The sequence below is a fragment of the Hymenobacter sp. R533113 genome, from assembly GCF_056835965.1.
Window position 1 is genome coordinate 819,473 of sequence record NZ_JAKWBD010000001.1, and the last position, 14,880, is coordinate 834,352.

Annotated in this window: 12 protein-coding genes and 1 pseudogene; 5 read left to right on the forward strand and 8 right to left on the reverse strand. The window is 56.7% G+C overall.

Annotated features, from left to right (window positions below; translation table 11 throughout):
• The first annotated feature begins 232 nt into the window (after positions 1-232).
• The 3 genes from MKZ35_RS03850 to MKZ35_RS03860 all read left to right on the forward strand — a co-directional run bounded on the left by MKZ35_RS03850 (position 233) and on the right by MKZ35_RS03860 (position 4,837).
• Positions 233-2,203 (forward strand): glycosyltransferase family 2 protein, encoded by a 1,971-nt coding sequence (locus tag MKZ35_RS03850; protein ID WP_482511887.1) that lies wholly within the window; start codon positions 233-235, stop codon positions 2,201-2,203.
• A gap of 131 nt (positions 2,204-2,334) precedes the next feature.
• Positions 2,335-3,555 carry a pyridoxal phosphate-dependent aminotransferase gene (locus MKZ35_RS03855; RefSeq protein ID WP_482511888.1) on the forward strand — a complete coding sequence of 407 codons (1,221 nt, stop codon included), beginning with the start codon at positions 2,335-2,337 and terminating at the stop codon, positions 3,553-3,555.
• Positions 3,556-3,781: 226 nt separating this feature from the next.
• Complete coding sequence (locus tag MKZ35_RS03860) at positions 3,782-4,837, forward strand: bifunctional heptose 7-phosphate kinase/heptose 1-phosphate adenyltransferase (protein ID WP_482512263.1); 1,056 nt, start codon at positions 3,782-3,784, stop codon at positions 4,835-4,837.
• Between the two features lie 64 nt (positions 4,838-4,901).
• On the opposite strand, the gene hemE is transcribed toward MKZ35_RS03860, so the two are convergent.
• From hemE to MKZ35_RS03875, 3 genes are all read right to left on the reverse strand, one after another.
• Positions 4,902-5,948 (reverse strand): uroporphyrinogen decarboxylase, encoded by a 1,047-nt coding sequence (gene hemE / locus MKZ35_RS03865; protein WP_482511889.1) that lies wholly within the window; start codon positions 5,946-5,948, stop codon positions 4,902-4,904.
• A 112-nt stretch (positions 5,949-6,060) separates the two neighbouring features.
• On the reverse strand, positions 6,061-6,582 hold the full coding sequence (locus tag MKZ35_RS03870; RefSeq protein WP_482511890.1) for a hypothetical protein: 522 nt from the start codon (positions 6,580-6,582) through the stop codon (positions 6,061-6,063).
• 72 nt (positions 6,583-6,654) lie between these two features.
• The gene (locus tag MKZ35_RS03875; RefSeq protein WP_482511891.1) at positions 6,655-7,272 is read right to left on the reverse strand and encodes a MarC family protein; all 618 of its coding nucleotides are present in this window, start codon (positions 7,270-7,272) and stop codon (positions 6,655-6,657) included.
• A 155-nt stretch (positions 7,273-7,427) separates the two neighbouring features.
• On the opposite strand from MKZ35_RS03875, the gene purE reads away from it, so the two are divergent.
• On the forward strand, positions 7,428-7,982 hold the full coding sequence (gene purE, locus MKZ35_RS03880) for a 5-(carboxyamino)imidazole ribonucleotide mutase (protein ID WP_482511892.1): 555 nt from the start codon (positions 7,428-7,430) through the stop codon (positions 7,980-7,982).
• A 510-nt stretch (positions 7,983-8,492) separates the two neighbouring features.
• Positions 8,493-9,211, forward strand: a pseudogene (locus MKZ35_RS03885) (endonuclease/exonuclease/phosphatase family protein).
• Positions 9,212-9,222: 11 nt separating this feature from the next.
• Here MKZ35_RS03885 and MKZ35_RS03890 read toward each other — a convergent pair.
• From MKZ35_RS03890 to MKZ35_RS03910, 5 genes are all read right to left on the reverse strand, one after another.
• The gene (locus MKZ35_RS03890) at positions 9,223-10,368 is read right to left on the reverse strand and encodes an FAD-dependent monooxygenase (RefSeq protein ID WP_482511893.1); all 1,146 of its coding nucleotides are present in this window, start codon (positions 10,366-10,368) and stop codon (positions 9,223-9,225) included.
• 320 nt (positions 10,369-10,688) lie between these two features.
• Positions 10,689-12,629, reverse strand: a complete 1,941-nt coding sequence (gene dnaK, locus MKZ35_RS03895; RefSeq protein WP_482511894.1) for a molecular chaperone DnaK — start codon at positions 12,627-12,629, stop codon at positions 10,689-10,691.
• A gap of 391 nt (positions 12,630-13,020) precedes the next feature.
• Entirely contained in the window at positions 13,021-13,587 is a 567-nt protein-coding gene (locus tag MKZ35_RS03900) for an alpha/beta hydrolase (protein ID WP_482512264.1), read from the reverse strand.
• The gene (locus tag MKZ35_RS03905) at positions 13,509-13,961 is read right to left on the reverse strand and encodes a hypothetical protein (RefSeq protein ID WP_482511895.1); all 453 of its coding nucleotides are present in this window, start codon (positions 13,959-13,961) and stop codon (positions 13,509-13,511) included. Before MKZ35_RS03905 ends, MKZ35_RS03900 begins: the two co-directional genes overlap by 79 nt.
• Positions 13,958-14,749 (reverse strand): pseudouridine synthase, encoded by a 792-nt coding sequence (locus tag MKZ35_RS03910; RefSeq protein WP_482511896.1) that lies wholly within the window; start codon positions 14,747-14,749, stop codon positions 13,958-13,960. The genes MKZ35_RS03905 and MKZ35_RS03910 overlap by 4 nt, the downstream gene beginning before the upstream one ends.
• Between the last annotated feature and the right edge of the window lie 131 nt (positions 14,750-14,880).

Here is a 14,880-nt window from a genome sequence, read left to right on the forward strand (position 1 = left end):
CAATTTCAGTTCTTTTAAAAAGGCTTGTCGCGCGCGGCAAGCTTCTTTTTAGCTAGTAGCACGGAATTCCGTTCCGCGTCGAGCGGCGCGCGAATTTAGACGTTAGCATACGCTTGCTTCTCGCGTTGCTCGACGCGGAACGGATTTCCGCGCTACTCACATATGTAGCAGTCAAGGATGCTGTTTAGTCCGTAACTTTCCCGGCCCACTCTTACTCCCGCTGCCGCCCGCCGTGAAGCTCTCCATTATTATTGTCAACTACAACGTCAGCTATTTCCTGAGCCAGACGCTGTTGTCGGTGCGGCGGGCTTTACAAAAACTGGAAGCCCCAGCGGAAGTATTTGTAGTCGATAACAACTCCGTCGATGGCTCCGTGGCGATGGTGCGGGCGCGGTTTCCGGAGGTTATCTTGCTGGAAAACAAGCACAACCCTGGTTTTGCCAAAGCCAACAACCAAGCAATCCGCCAGGCGCAGGGCGAGTATATCCTGCTGCTCAACCCCGATACGGTAGTAGAGGAAGATACCTTCCGGGCCTGCTGCGAGTTTCTGGACGAGCACCCGCAGGGCGGCGGACTCGGCGTAAAAATGCTGGACGGGCAGGGAAAGTTTTTGCCGGAAAGTAAGCGCGGCCTGCCCACACCGCGGGTGGCTTTCTACAAGGTTTTTGGGCTGGCGGCGCTATTTCCAGGTTCGCGCACCTTCGGCCGCTACCACCTGGGCTACCTCGATAAAGACCAAACGCACGAAGTAGATGTGCTGAGCGGCGCCTTTATGCTGCTGCGCAAAAGCGCCCTTGATGCGGTTGGTCTGCTCGATGAAGACTACTTTATGTACGGCGAGGACATCGACCTCTCGTACCGGCTAACCCGTGGGGGCTGGAAAAACTATTATTTCCCCGGCACCCGCATTATTCACTACAAAGGCGAAAGCACGAAGCGCACGAGCGTCAACTACGTGTTCGTGTTCTACCGGGCAATGATTGTGTTTGCCCGCAAGCATTTTGCCCCCAATCAGGCTGGCGTTTTTTCTCTGCTCATTCATTTGGCCATCTGGCTGCGAGCGGGCATGGCAGTCGGGCGGCGCATCTTCACGAGCATAGCGCCGATTGTATTGGATGCCGGGCTGCTCTATGGGGGCATGTATTTGCTGAAAAACTACTGGGAGGAGTATCAAAAACAGGGGCGTGCCGATTATCCATCCCCGCTGATGGAAGTGGTGGTGCCGGCTTACGTGCTGGTGTGGCTGGGTTGCGCCTACCTGAGTGGCAGCTACGATAAGCCCTTCAGCGCCTGGCGCATCATTCGGGGCATTGTGGTGGGTACGGTGCTTATCTCGGCTGGCTCCAATTTTCTGGAATCCTACCGCTATTCCAACGCGCTGATTCTGCTGGGGGGCATTTGGAGCATACTGGCGCTTATCGGCCGGCGGCTGATCAGTCATGTGGTGCGCCACCGCAACCTGCGCCTCATGCAAAGCCAACAGAAAAAGATTGCCATCGTAGGCTCAGCGGAGGAAAGCCGGCGGGTGCGCCACCTGCTCGAAACGGCCAGGGTGCAGGCATGCATTGTGGGCCACGTAACGCCTGTGCCCGCCCCGGCCGCCCCACCCAGCCGCTACTTACTCGGTCAGTTACATCAGCTTGACGAAATCATTCGGATTCACGCCCTTGATGAGCTGATCTTCTGCGGCAAAGATTTGTCGGCCACCCGGATTATTTCCCTCATGATCCGGCTGCCCCAATACCCGCCGGTGGCCTACAAGATTCTGCCCGAAGACAGTGAATACATCATCGGCAGCTCCTCAAAAGATGCGCCCGGCGAGTATTACGCCCTTGATATCGCCCTGAATCTGTTTCAGCCCCAGCGCGCGCGCACCAAGCGTTTGCTTGATGTGCTTACCAGCCTGAGCTTGTTGCTGGCCGCCCCGCTGCTTGTATGGTTTGCCCGCGAAAAAGCCGGTTATCTACGCAACTGCCTGCGGGTATTATTAGGTACCCGCACCTGGGTGGGCCTGCGCCACGCCGACGCTTCGCGCCGCACCACGCCCGCCGTGTTCTCGCCCGCCGACTCCACCGATGCTGCCGCGGCGCCGTTGCCCGAGGCTACCCGCCGCCGTCTGGAGCTGCTCTACGCTAAAGACTACACGCCCTCCACCGACCTCAATATTTTGGTGCGCCGCTTCCGGTGGCTGGGGCAGGAGTGAGACGCCGCGCTTAATGAGGAACGAGGAATTGAGGGCGCCTGCTCATTCTTCATTCCTTATTCCTAATTAAGCGCAGCGTCCAAATCCGTACTTTACCGGTACTTTTGTGTCCTCACTCAGCTACTTCGTTTATGCCTGCTTCCGCTGCGCTCGCTACTCCGTTTCTCTCTGATCGCATCAGCGCCCTGCAAGAGTCGCAGACAATTGCGATGGCCAAAAAATCGCGTGAGCTGGCCGCCCAGGGCCACGATGTGATTAACCTGAGCTTCGGCGAACCGGATTTTCAAACGCCGCAATACATTAAGGACGCCGCCAAGCGGGCCCTCGACGAAGGCTACACCAAGTACACACCCGTGCCCGGCTACGTGGAGCTGCGCCAGGCCATTGCCGATAAGCTGCACCGCGAAAACCGCCTCGAATACCAATGCGAGAACATCGTGGTGAGTACGGGCGCAAAGCAGGCCTTGGCCAATGCGGTGATGAGCATGGTAAATCCTGGCGAGGAGGTCATTATACTAGCTCCGTATTGGGTTAGCTACGAGGAAATGGTGCGCCTGGCGGAGGGCGTGTCGGTGCGAGTGATGGGCTCGTTGGAAAACGACTACAAAGCCACGGCTGCTCAAATTGAAGACGCTATTACGCCCCGTACCAAACTCATTATGTACTCGTCGCCCTGCAATCCCACGGGCGCAGTATTCTCGCGCGAAGAATTAGCCGATATAGCGGCCGTACTGGCTCGTTACCCGCAGGTGTTTGCTATGGCCGACGAGATTTATGAGTACATCAACTTTGAAAGCGAGCATGTGAGCTTGGCCGAGTTTGAGGAAATAAAAGACCAGGTGATTACCGTGAACGGGTTTTCTAAAGGCTACGCTATGACGGGCTGGCGCGTAGGCTACCTGGCCGCCCGCAAGGAGATTGCCAGTGCCTGCGAGAAAATGCAGAGCCAGATTACCTCGGGTACCTGCTCCATTGCCCAGCGTGCCGCGCTGGCTGCCCTGGAAGGCGGCCGCGGCTCCGCCGACGAAATGGTAACTGCCTACCACCGTCGCCGCGACCTGGTATTGGAGCTGGTGAAGGAAATTCCGGGCTTCCAGACACCAACGCCGGCCGGTGCTTTCTACGTTTTCCCGGATGTGAGTGCCTATTTCGGTAAAAATGCCCCCCAAGGCGAGACAATTGAAAACGCCACCGACCTGGCAATGTTTCTGCTCAATGATGCGCATGTAGCTGCCGTTACGGGTGAGGCATTCGGCGCGCCCAACTGCATGCGCTTTAGCACCGCAGCCGCCGATGAGAAGCTGCGCGAAGCCTTTATTCGCATCAAAACCAGCCTGGAAAAGCTGACGTAACACCAAGCTCCAGCTTGGAGAATCGTTAGGTTGTAGCGCGAACTTTTAGTTCGCGTATCGTTGAGTGATGACAGCTGAGTCATTTCTACAAGTAACTTGTTTAACCTCAGCACCGATACGCGAACTAAAAGTTCGCGCTACAACCTAACGATTCGCAAAGAGGGAGGTCTACGTTACATCGGGCTACTTTCTACCTTTGCGGCTTCCTTCGCCGAAAGTCGTCAAAATGCCCCCCACCGTACCGCCCACCTCACTGCCTGAATTATTTGCTGCTTTCAACCGCCTCACGGTGCTCATAGTGGGCGACGTGATGCTGGACGCCTACGTTTGGGGCAAAGCCGGCCGCATTTCGCCCGAGGCGCCCGTGCCCATTGTGCATGTAAGCCGCACTGAGCAGCGCCTTGGTGGAGCCGCCAACGTAGCCCTGAATGTGCAGGCCCTGGGAGCCACACCCTTACTGTGCGCTGTGGTAGGACAGGATACTGGTGGCGACCAATTGCTTGGCTTGCTGGAAGATAGAAACTTGTCGGCGGAAGGAATCGTGCGAAGCCCCGACCGGCCAACTACAATGAAGCAGCGCATCCTGGCTGCCGGCCAGCACCTACTGCGCATCGACTCAGAAGTAGAAACGGACCTGAATGCCCTCGAGGCCGCTGACCTTACCGCCCGCTATGAAGCGCTACTGCCCCAGGCCGATGTGGTTGTGTTCGAAGACTACGACAAAGGTGTGCTCAATGAAAGCCTGATTCAGCATTTCATCGCTCAGGCCCGGCGGCGCAACATCCCAACGGTAGTGGACCCCAAGCGCAAGAACTTTCTGGCCTACCGCCACTGCACGCTTTTCAAACCGAACTTGAAAGAGCTACGCGAAGGCCTGAAGCTGGATTTTGACGACACAGATGCCGACCGCCCGCAGTTTGAAGCCGCCGTGCAGCGCCTGCGCGAGCTGCTTACGCCCGCCATTATTCTGGTTACCCTCTCCGAGCGCGGCGTATTCAGCGACGCTGCCGCCACGGGCCGCAACTACATTCCCGCGCACTTACGCGCCATTTCCGACGTGTCCGGCGCCGGCGACACCGTTATCAGCATTGCCGCTTTGTGTGTGGCTCTGGGCCTGGAGGCGCCGGTACTAGCCGCGCTGGCTAACCTGGGTGGCGGGTTGGTGTGCGAGCAGGTGGGCGTGGTGCCCATCGAGAAGCAGCGGCTGCTGGAAGAAGCTCAGGAAGCGGGGTTATTCAGCGATGTAGTGCCGACAGAAAGTAAGCTTTCACTAAGGGATTAAGACATATATTCCATAAAAAAGCCCCCCAGACTATGGTTTGGGGGGCTTTTTTGTAATACAAAATCTATATTTCTCCCTCCCGCGCCAAAGTACTAAACTCCTTCACCGTTTGGATAAACACGCGCACATTGGCCGGATCGGTGTCGGGATACACGCCGTGGCCGAGGTTGGCGATGTGGCGCTGCGGACCAAACTGACGCAGCATCTCGATAGTAGCTTCCTGCACTTGCTCCGGCGTGCCGTAGAGGGCGCAGGGGTCGAGGTTGCCTTGCAGGGTGTAGTTGTCGCCGATGATGGCGCGAGCCGCCTTTGGGTCCAGGTTCCAGTCGAGGCCGATGGTCTGGCAGTCGAGCTGAGCGAAATCCTCCAAAGCGAAAAAAGCGCCTTTGGCAAACACCGTCACGGGTACATCGGGCAGGGCCGCACAGATCTGGGCGATATAGCGCGTGCTGAACTCGCGGTAGTGGCTGGGGGGCAAAATACCGGCCCAGGAGTCGAACACCTGAATTAAGTTGGCACCGGCTTGCACCTGGGCTTGTAGGTAGGCAATGGTGGTAGCCGTAATTTTCTCCAGCAGCTTGTGGGCCAGCGCGGGCTCAGCGTACAGCATGCGCCGGGCTTTGGAGAAGGTTTTGGAGCCGTGGCCCTCCACCATATACGCCAGAATAGTCCAGGGGGCGCCGGCAAAACCGATGAGCGGCACGCGCCCATTCAGCGCCCGCTTGGTCACGCGAATAGCCTCCAGCACGTAGCCCAGGTGCTCCTCGGGGTCCGCCACGCGCATTCTGTCGACGTCGGCAGCCGAGCGAATCGTTTCCGGGAAAAGCGGGCCGCGGGCTTCCACCATCTCGTAGGTGAGGCCCATAGCATCGGGCACTACCAGAATGTCGGAGAAAATAATAGCGGCGTCCACGTCGAGCGCATCCACGGGCTGAAGCGTGACTTCAGCGGCTAGCTCGGGCGTTTCTACTAGTTCCTTGAAGCCGCTGAGGCGGGCGCGCAGGGCGCGATATTCAGGCAGAATGCGGCCGGCCTGGCGCATCAGCCACACGGGCGTGCGCTCGGTTTGTTCGCCGCGAGCGGCCCGAAGTAAGAGGTCGTTTTTAATCACAGATTTTGCTGATTAAGCAGATTTCACAGCTGCCCGGAGATAATGTTAAAGCAAAGGTACAGGTAACAGCATACCATTACAGCTACTTGTGTTGCAGGAAGCAAAAGATGCTTTAACTGCTGCATCGATAGAAGATGATGGTGCGACGGTCACGTAGAAAACTGATAAAGCGGTACGCATTCTTATTAGAACGGCCTTTTGAGAAGGTTTTGAAATAATCTCTCGCCTGTATGCCCCTCGCAACATTGAAAAACTCATCGCTGCCAACAAAAGTAGTATCTGTTGTAAAATGAGTAGAGTTGAAAGAAGTGTCAGCGCTGATAGTACGCAAAAGCCTCTCGTAACTCTGTAGATCAACTTCCATTTTGGCGCAGGAAGAATAATCGCCGTGCGGATCAAGCCCAGATTCTTCGCCTTGCAGTATCTCCCCTGACTCGGGAAATCTTAGGCTAGTAATCCGCACGAACTCGCCTTCAAACACGGAGTCTGGTGGAAAAAACCAGCCATATTGGAAATAGATGTAAACCCCAACGAAGCATACGAAAAGGCCCTGGAACACCCGCGCCGACCGATAATGCTGTTGCCGACGCAGCAAACGAGCTAGCCACCACAGGCTACTCGCAGGGATAAGCACAACGACCGTAAAGAGTAAAGCGAATAGAAGAAATATAGCTAAGACCTCCCCCATGTCTCTTAGTCCTAAGCTCTACTCCTGAAACAGCGCCTTGATGGCCGTAGCCAGGAAATTAACCCCGATGGCCAGCGTAATAAAGCCCATAATCCGGGCCAGGGCCGCCATGCCGGGCCGCCCCAAAAACCGCGTCAGCCGCAAAGACGACATCAGGATAAGATAGCTAGCCAGGGCCACGAGCAGAAAGCCCAGAAAAATCAGGCTCATGTCGAAGTAGCTCAGGCGCTCGGTGAACAGGCTGATGCACACGGCAATGGAGCCGGGCCCGGACAACATGGGGATAGTCAGGGGCGTAAAGGAAATATCGTTCTTGTGCATACTTTCTTCCATCACCGCCGGCGACACCCGGTCGCGGTTGCCGCCGGGCGTGAGCAGTTCAAAGGCTGAGCGCATGAGCAAAATGCCCCCCGCGATGCGCAGATGATGAATATTGATGCCGAAAAAGTTGAGCACATACTGGCCCGCGAAAAACGAGACGGTCAGCACGCCCACCATGTACAAGCAGGCCCGCAGGCCAATCTGGCGGCGCTCGTGGGGCGTATCCTCCTCGGTGAGGGTAAGAAACACCGGCATGGCCGTGAAGGGATTTACAACCGAAAACAGCGTAGTGAACGTGGCAAGCAGAATTTCCATGAAGGAGGAAGCAGGATGAAAACGGCTAAAGGTACGAGGCGAGGGGAGAGCAGCAAGGCGGGAAAGTGCTATGTTTGACGAACCAACCGCAGCAGTAATGCCGCGTACAAGTCGCGTACAGCCGTCAGAGGCTCGTATAGTTCCCCTTTTTTCCTATGAGCCCCAACACACCCACTACTCCAAGTCCTGTTGAAGAAACCCGTGACACGCCCATTGTGGGCATTATTATGGGTAGCCAGTCTGATATCAAAGTAATGATGGCCGCTGCCGAGCTGCTCCGGCAGTTCAATATCCCGCACGAGTTTACGCTGGTGTCGGCCCACCGCACCCCACACCGCCTAGTTGAGTACGCCGAGTCGGCCCGCAAGCGCGGCCTACGCGTGCTGATTGCCGGTGGGGGCGGGGCAGCGCACCTGCCCGGTATGGTGGCCGCTTTTACCACGCTGCCCGTCATTGGGGTGCCCATCAACTCCACGACTTCTATTCGGGGCATCGACTCGGTGCTCTCTATGCTGCAAATGCCGGCCGGCGTGCCTGTGGCCACTGTCGCCATCGATGGGGCTACCAATGCTGCCATCTTGGCCACCCAGATTCTGGGCTTATCGAATGCCCGCCTGGTGGATGCGCTGGAGAAATACCGGACTTCCCTGAAAGATAAAGTAATGCGTACCATTGATGAGTTACGCAAAGGTGGCTTTAATGAAGAATAGCTGAAAAAGCTCCCCAGTCGCAGTTGGGGGGCTTTTTTCTTTCCATAAGTAAATTTAAATTCCAGATATCTTCCCTCCATGCCTGATCTTGACGCGCCATTTTGGATTTTGCTTGCGCACGGCTTGGTGCTGCTGCTCACGGCCGCGGCGCTGATAGCCACGCTGCTCCCGCTGCTACGCGCCGAGGCCTGGTGGATTCGGGTATTTGATTTTCCGCGTCTGCAAATTGTAGGCTTAGCCCTGCTTACCCTTGCCGCAGGACTGGTAATGGAGTGGCATAAATTGCCTAAATACTGGGGAATAGGACTGTTGCTGGCCCTGGCCGCGGCCGTCGTGTACCAGCTGGTCCGTATCGTGCCCTACACGCCGCTGGCCGGTAAGCAAGTGGGCGACAGTACCCAGCCCGATGACGTGCGCCACATTAGCTTGGCCGTTATGAATGTGCTTCAGTATAATAAGCAAGGCAAAGAAGCCTTGGCCGAGCTGGAGCGCATCGACCCCGATATTATCATGGCCGTGGAGACGGATAAATGGTGGCTGGAGCAGTTGAAGCCGTTAGAAAAAACCCATCCGCACACCTGTCACGAGCCGCTGGATAATACGTACGGCCTGCTTTTCTTCTCGCGGCTGCCCGTGCGCGACTGCCATATCAAGTACCTGCTCGATGACGATGTGCCATCCTTACATACCCATGTGCAGTTGCCCGACGGCAAAACCTGGGTGCGGCTCTACGGCCTGCACCCAAGCCGCCCGCGCCCCAGGAGTCTAAAACCAGTACCCGGCGCGATGCTGAGTTGCTGCTGGTTGGCAAGGACATAGAAAAGAAAGATGAGCCCACCATCGTGTTTGGCGACATGAACGATGTGGCTTGGTCGCACACCTCTGAGCTGTTTCGGCGCATCAGCGGCCTCATGGACCCGCGCGTGGGCCGCGGCCTGCTTCCTACTTTCCACGCCGATTATTCTCTGCTGCGCTGGCCCCTCGACCACGTATTTGTGTCGGCTGACTTTAAGGTGGAAGACATACAGCGCTTAAACTACGTGGGCTCCGACCACTTTCCCATCTACATCAAGCTCACCTACGAGCCCCACGATAAGCACATTCAGAAGCAAAACGCCGACAAAGCCGACGAAGAGGACCACGAAGAGGCCAACGAAAAGATTAAGGAGGGCTTCGAGCAGGAGCGTATAGAGGAATTAGAAGAAGCCGCCGGTGCCGACCAAAAGTAAGCGTTGACTACCTAGATATCAGTTTCATACAAAAAAGCCATTTGCCGATTATTCACGGCTGCGGGCACGCGGCGCATCACGGCATTGCGCAGGCCCACCAGCCACGGCTGCTCCATTTGGGCCACTTTACCTAACTGCCACGACTGATTAACGATGCGGGTAGTGCGCGGGCGGCGCTGACGGTCAAAAGCCTGGAAAGCGGCTTCTATTCCGGCCGCCTGGGCTAAACAGGTGGCTAATACAGCCGCATCCTCCACGGCTTGGCCTGCGCCCTGCCCCATATTGGGCGTAGTGGCGTGGGCCGCGTCACCCAGTAATAGCACGCGCCCGAAGTTGAAACGCGCTAAGGGCTTCAAATCAATAATATCTCCCCAAATAACCTGCTCGTCGCTGGTAAGCGCCAGCAGCTCGGGAATAGGGGAGTGGTAATTGGCAAAATGGCGCTGCAAATCGGCCAGCCGGAAAGCGCGGTACTGCGGATTTTGGGCTTTAGCGCTATTAATGCAGGCAAACCAGTACACCTGCCCATTGCCTAATGGCACCACGCCAAAGCGCCCGTTGCCGCCCCAGGTTTCGGTAGAGCGGCCAGCCGGCAGCCCCAGCGACTGGGCTTCTATCACGCCTCGCCAGCAGGTATAGCCCGCGTAGCGCGGCTGACTGTCCGGCAACAGCTGCCGCCGCACGCGCGACCGAATGCCATCTGCCCCAATCAACGCCTGCGCCTCCAACTGGCTGCCATCGGCGAAGTAGGTAGTTACGTGGTTGTCTTTTTCCTCAAATCGTTCCAGCGCCTTACCTAGCTGCACGACGCCGGGGGGCAAATTTGCCAGCAGAATTCGCTGCAAGTCGGCACGGTGAATAGCTAGGTTTTCATAGCCAATGCGGCGGGTGAAGGGGGTTGTGTCAATATCATTGAGCATACGGCCGTGGCGGTCCAGCAAGCTGATACGGGTGATGGGAAATCCGGCTGCCTGTACAGCATCGTGTACGCCCAGGCGGTCTAGGGCCTGCATCGCATTGGCACCCAATACCACGCCCGCCCCGATTTCGCGTAGCTCTGCGGCCGCTTCTACTACCTGCACTTCATGATTCTGCTGACGCAAAGCCAAAGCCGTGGCTAATCCCCCAATTCCTGCCCCAACGATGGTAAATTTCATGCGGTAGATAGTAGTGTTAATGCGGAAAAAATGCTTATGGATGCAAAAGCAAGATGGAAGTAAAATCACGCTATCTCACAAGCGAGGCTAACGCCCGCTTCGCGCGTTATTTTAACACCTTTTTCCGCATTAAGTCTAGTATCTGTAGCTCAAATAGAACGCGGTAGAGACGCGACACTTCGCGTCTAATCGTTGAAGCGGAACTGCACCGTTCGACCAAACAACTTCAGCAACGATCAGACGCGAAGTGTCGCTACGAATAAATAGTAACAAAAAAGCCCCCCAACCATCGGCTGGGGGCTTTTTTATCATCAGCAGAATTATTTGTTGCCGCCTACTTCTTCGTAGTCAACGTCGGTCACGTTATCGGCGGGCTGGCCTTGCTGGCCATTGCCGTTCGGCTGACCGTCGCCACCGGGGTAGCCTTGTGGCTGACCCTGGTCTTGACCTTGCGTGGCAGCGTACATCTCCTGCGAGGCAGCCTGCCAGGCGGCGTTGATAGCCGTCATGGCCGTTTCGATGGCGCCGAGGTCTTTGCTCTCGTGCGCCTTCTTCAGGTCAGCAAGCGCACTCTCAACGGCCGTCTTATTACCGCCGCTCAGCTTGTCGCCATACTCCGAAAGCTGCTTTTCAGTCTGGAAGATCATCGAGTCGGCGGCGTTTACCTTCTCAATGCGCTCCTTCTCCTGCTTGTCGCTTTCCTCATTTGCTTTGGCTTCGTTGCGCATCCGCTCGATGTCGGCATCGGTCAGGCCGCTACTGGCTTCGATACGGATTTTCTGCTCCTTGCCCGTGCCTTTGTCCTTGGCCGATACGTGCAGGATACCGTTGGCATCAATGTCGAAAGTTACTTCGATCTGCGGTACACCGCGGGGTGCTGGCGGAATGCTGTCGAGGTGGAAACGACCGATGGTGCGGTTCTGCGAAGCCAGCGGACGCTCGCCTTGCAGTACATGAATCTCCACCGAAGGCTGATTGTCGGAAGCCGTCGAGAACGTCTCCGATTTCTTGGTCGGAATCGTGGTGTTCGACTCGATGAGCTTGGTCATCACGCCGCCCATAGTCTCGATGCCCAGCGAAAGCGGAGTCACGTCGAGCAGGAGCACGTCTTTTACTTCACCCGTCAGTACACCACCTTGGATAGCAGCACCGATGGCTACAACTTCGTCGGGGTTTACACCTTTCGAAGGCTTCTTGCCGAAGAACTTCTCTACCTCTTCCTGAATGCGCGGAATACGGGTCGAGCCACCTACTAGGATTACTTCGTCAATATCGGAAGTACTCAGGCCAGCGTCCTGGAGGGCTTTTTTGCAAGGCTCCATCGAACGCTTCACCAGGTTGTCGGCCAGTTGCTCGAACTTGGCGCGGCTCAGCTTTACTACCAAGTGCTTCGGACCCGAAGCGGTAGCTGTCACATAAGGCAGGTTGATTTCGGTCTCAGTAGAGCTGGAAAGCTCCACTTTAGCCTTTTCAGCGGCTTCCTTCAAGCGCTGCAGAGCCATGGGGTCCTGGCGCAGGTCGAGGCCTTCGTTGTCGCTCTTAAACTGGTCGGCGAGGAAGTTAATGATCACCTGGTCGAAGTCGTCACCACCTAAGTGCGTATCGCCGTTGGTGCTCAGTACTTCGAACACACCGTCGCCCAGCTCCAGGATGGAAATATCAAACGTGCCACCGCCGAGGTCATACACGGCGATTTTTTGGTCTTTGTGCTTCTTGTCGAGGCCATAAGCCAAGGCCGCGGCCGTGGGCTCGTTGATAATACGCTTCACATCGAGGCCCGCAATGGCACCGGCTTCTTTCGTAGCCTGGCGCTGCGCGTCGTTGAAGTAAGCAGGAACCGTAATAACAGCTTCTGTTACCGTCTGGCCCAGATAGTCTTCAGCAGTCTGCTTCATCTTTTGCAGAACCATCGCCGAAATCTCCTGAGGCGTGTACTGACGGTCGCCAATCTTCACGGCTACCGTGTTGTTGGAGCCACGCTCCAAGGCATAGGAAACCATTTTCGACTCTTCGGTTACTTCCCCGAAGCCGCGGCCCATAAAGCGCTTGATCGACTGAATCGTATTCTGCGGGTTAGTAATGGCCTGACGTTTCGCCGGGTCACCAACTTTACGCTCGCCTTTGCCCCCGTCAAGAAACGCTACGATCGAGGGCGTCGTGCGGCGGCCTTCGCTGTTCGGAATAACCACCGGCTCGTTGCCCTCCATAACGGCTACGCACGAGTTGGTGGTGCCGAGGTCAATACCAATTATTTTGCCCATCTGAATGGTATAGTTAAGTAAGAGTAAATGTCAGAGTAAGGTGCGAGTTGCTCGCGTGGGGTGAATGGCAAGCAGCGTACCAGCCGCCAAATCAGGCCGTTTCCGTGACAGATTGTCATTTTTGAATATCTCAATCGGCCATTTCCCGCCGCTCTGACTTTCATGAGAAAATTACGAGGCCGCCGTCTGTCAGGTCGGCGGATTGGCCAACTGTTACGCTCCATTAGGATAGAACGGGGTAGAGACGCAAGATTTTGCGTCTCGTCATTGCTGAGGTTGTTATACCCGAACGGTGTGAGGCTGATTGTGCAACGACGATACTCCAACTATTGCGTCTCTACCCCATTCTAGCGGGTCGCAGATATATTCAACAAGACGCTTGGGGGCATTTTTACAACATATTCCGCTGCAAAAACCGCCGGATCGTGCTACGCCAGGCTATCTGGTGTTTGCTATGATAAGGCTCGTGGCCCACGCCCGCGAAGTAGCGCCGTTGCTTCGGGCCGCTGAGCGCAGCATAAATGGCATCCGTTTCCTGGCGAGTCACGCGCGGGTCGGTGAGGCCGTAGAGCAGGAGAGTGGGCGTCTGGATACGGCTGGCGTAGGCGCGGGCATCCAGGTCGAAAGCCCAGAAGCCGTTTTGTACGCCGCCCCAGAATACCAATAGGTTAGCTAGCGGAAAAGCGGGCACTTGCAGCGCATGAAAGCGGTTTTTGGCGGTCTGGAGCATGCTGCCGTAGGGGCATTCCAGGATAGCCGCCGTCGGCCGCACGCCCAGCTCGCTCTCCGCCCGCAGAATGGCTACCGCGCCCATCGAAACCCCATACAGAAACAGGGACGCCAACGGCTGCTGCTCTTTCAGAAACGCGAAAGCGGCGGCTACGTCGTCGGCTTCGCGGTAGCCCACGGTGGTTTGCACGCCTTCGGAGCCACCATTGCCGGCAAAGTCGAGCAGCAGAACCGAAAAGCCTTGGCTCCGAAAAACTCTGCCTCGGTCAGGAGCTTCGACTTGTCACCGGTGTAGCCATGAAACAGCGCCACTTGGCCCAGCGCATCTGGCACGGGGCTAAACCACGCTTCCAACCGTCCATTGGGGCTATTCAGCAAGACGGTCTGGTAGGGAAACGCCGGCGTGGCCTGATTGACCGGCTTTGGATTCTGGACGCCCGTGAGCAGCAGAGCCGCCTTTTGCAGAGCGGAAAGCTGCTCAGGGCTAGTCTGCTTCGCTCCAGCTTCGTCGGAGAAATGGGTGAAGCGCCAGGCGTGAAAGAAGGCTACCGCGTTGACCAATATAAAGGCCAACGCACCTGCGGTCAGCCAACGCCGTTTCATCGGGGGCGGGAAGTTTTGGGGCCGCGCTTGGGTCGGGCGTTGTCGCCTTTGGGCGTTCTATCAACCGAAGAAGAACCGCCAGACTTGGGACTTGCGGGCGTAAATGGCTTGCGTTTGGGCGCACCGTCAGGCTTGGAGCCCGGCTTCATGTTTGGGGCCGACTTTTTGGGCGCTGTGTCTTTCGAGAGTGGGGGCCGCTCGCCGGGCATTTTGGTGGCTGAGAAAGCAGCTTTCAGCTTGGCCGCCTCGGGCGCGGTTAGCTCGCGCCATTGGCCGGGGGCCAAATTTTCGACTTCCAAGTGCCCAATCTTCACCCGAACTAGGCGCAGCGTAGGAAAGCCCACGGCGGCGGTCATCTTGCGCACTTGCCGATTAATACCTTGTGAAATAGTGAGCTGGAGCCAGGAAGTAGGAATGTTAGCCCGAAAACGGATGGGCTTGGCGCGCTCCCAGATGGCGGGTGGCTCGGGCAGCAGCTCTACTTCGGCCGGGGCCGTGAAGCTGGTTTTAATGTCGACACCCCGCCGCAAAGTAGCTATTGCCTCTTCTGTTGGCACACCTTCTACCTGCACCCAATACGTTTTCGGTACCTTGAAGCGCGGCTCCGACAGGCGATGTTGCAGGGGCTTATCGTCGGTGAGGAGTACGAGGCCTTCGCTGTCGAAATCCAGGCGGCCGACGGGGTAAATCTTGGGGATGGGCACGAAGTCCTTGAGCGTGGCGCGGCCGTTTTCGTCCGTAAATTGGGTGAGAACTTCGAAGGGTTTGTTGAGCAGGACGTAGCGCATGAGGCAGAAGGGTGAAGGCAGAGTTAATTTCCCTGCCCACAATGAAGATTCGCAAAAGGCAGCGAAAAAGCAAAGGTCGGCAGAACCAGCCGCTTTCGCGCTAGCACCCGGCTTAAAGCAGAAAGTAGTCG

Excerpts from the sequence above, each read along its gene's own strand:
- MKZ35_RS03855 (WP_482511888.1), top strand. The coding sequence starts at position 2,335 with ATGCCTGCTTCCGCTGCGCTCGCTACTCCGTTTCTCTCTGATCGCATC.
- MKZ35_RS03860 (WP_482512263.1), top strand. The coding sequence starts at position 3,782 with ATGCCCCCCACCGTACCGCCCACCTCACTGCCTGAATTATTTGCTGCT.
- MKZ35_RS03875 (WP_482511891.1), bottom strand. The coding sequence starts at position 7,272 with ATGGAAATTCTGCTTGCCACGTTCACTACGCTGTTTTCGGTTGTAAAT.
- purE (WP_482511892.1), top strand. The coding sequence starts at position 7,428 with ATGAGCCCCAACACACCCACTACTCCAAGTCCTGTTGAAGAAACCCGT.
- MKZ35_RS03890 (WP_482511893.1), bottom strand. The coding sequence starts at position 10,368 with ATGAAATTTACCATCGTTGGGGCAGGAATTGGGGGATTAGCCACGGCT.
- dnaK (WP_482511894.1), bottom strand. The coding sequence starts at position 12,629 with ATGGGCAAAATAATTGGTATTGACCTCGGCACCACCAACTCGTGCGTA.
- MKZ35_RS03905 (WP_482511895.1), bottom strand. The coding sequence starts at position 13,961 with ATGAAACGGCGTTGGCTGACCGCAGGTGCGTTGGCCTTTATATTGGTC.
- MKZ35_RS03910 (WP_482511896.1), bottom strand. The coding sequence starts at position 14,749 with ATGCGCTACGTCCTGCTCAACAAACCCTTCGAAGTTCTCACCCAATTT.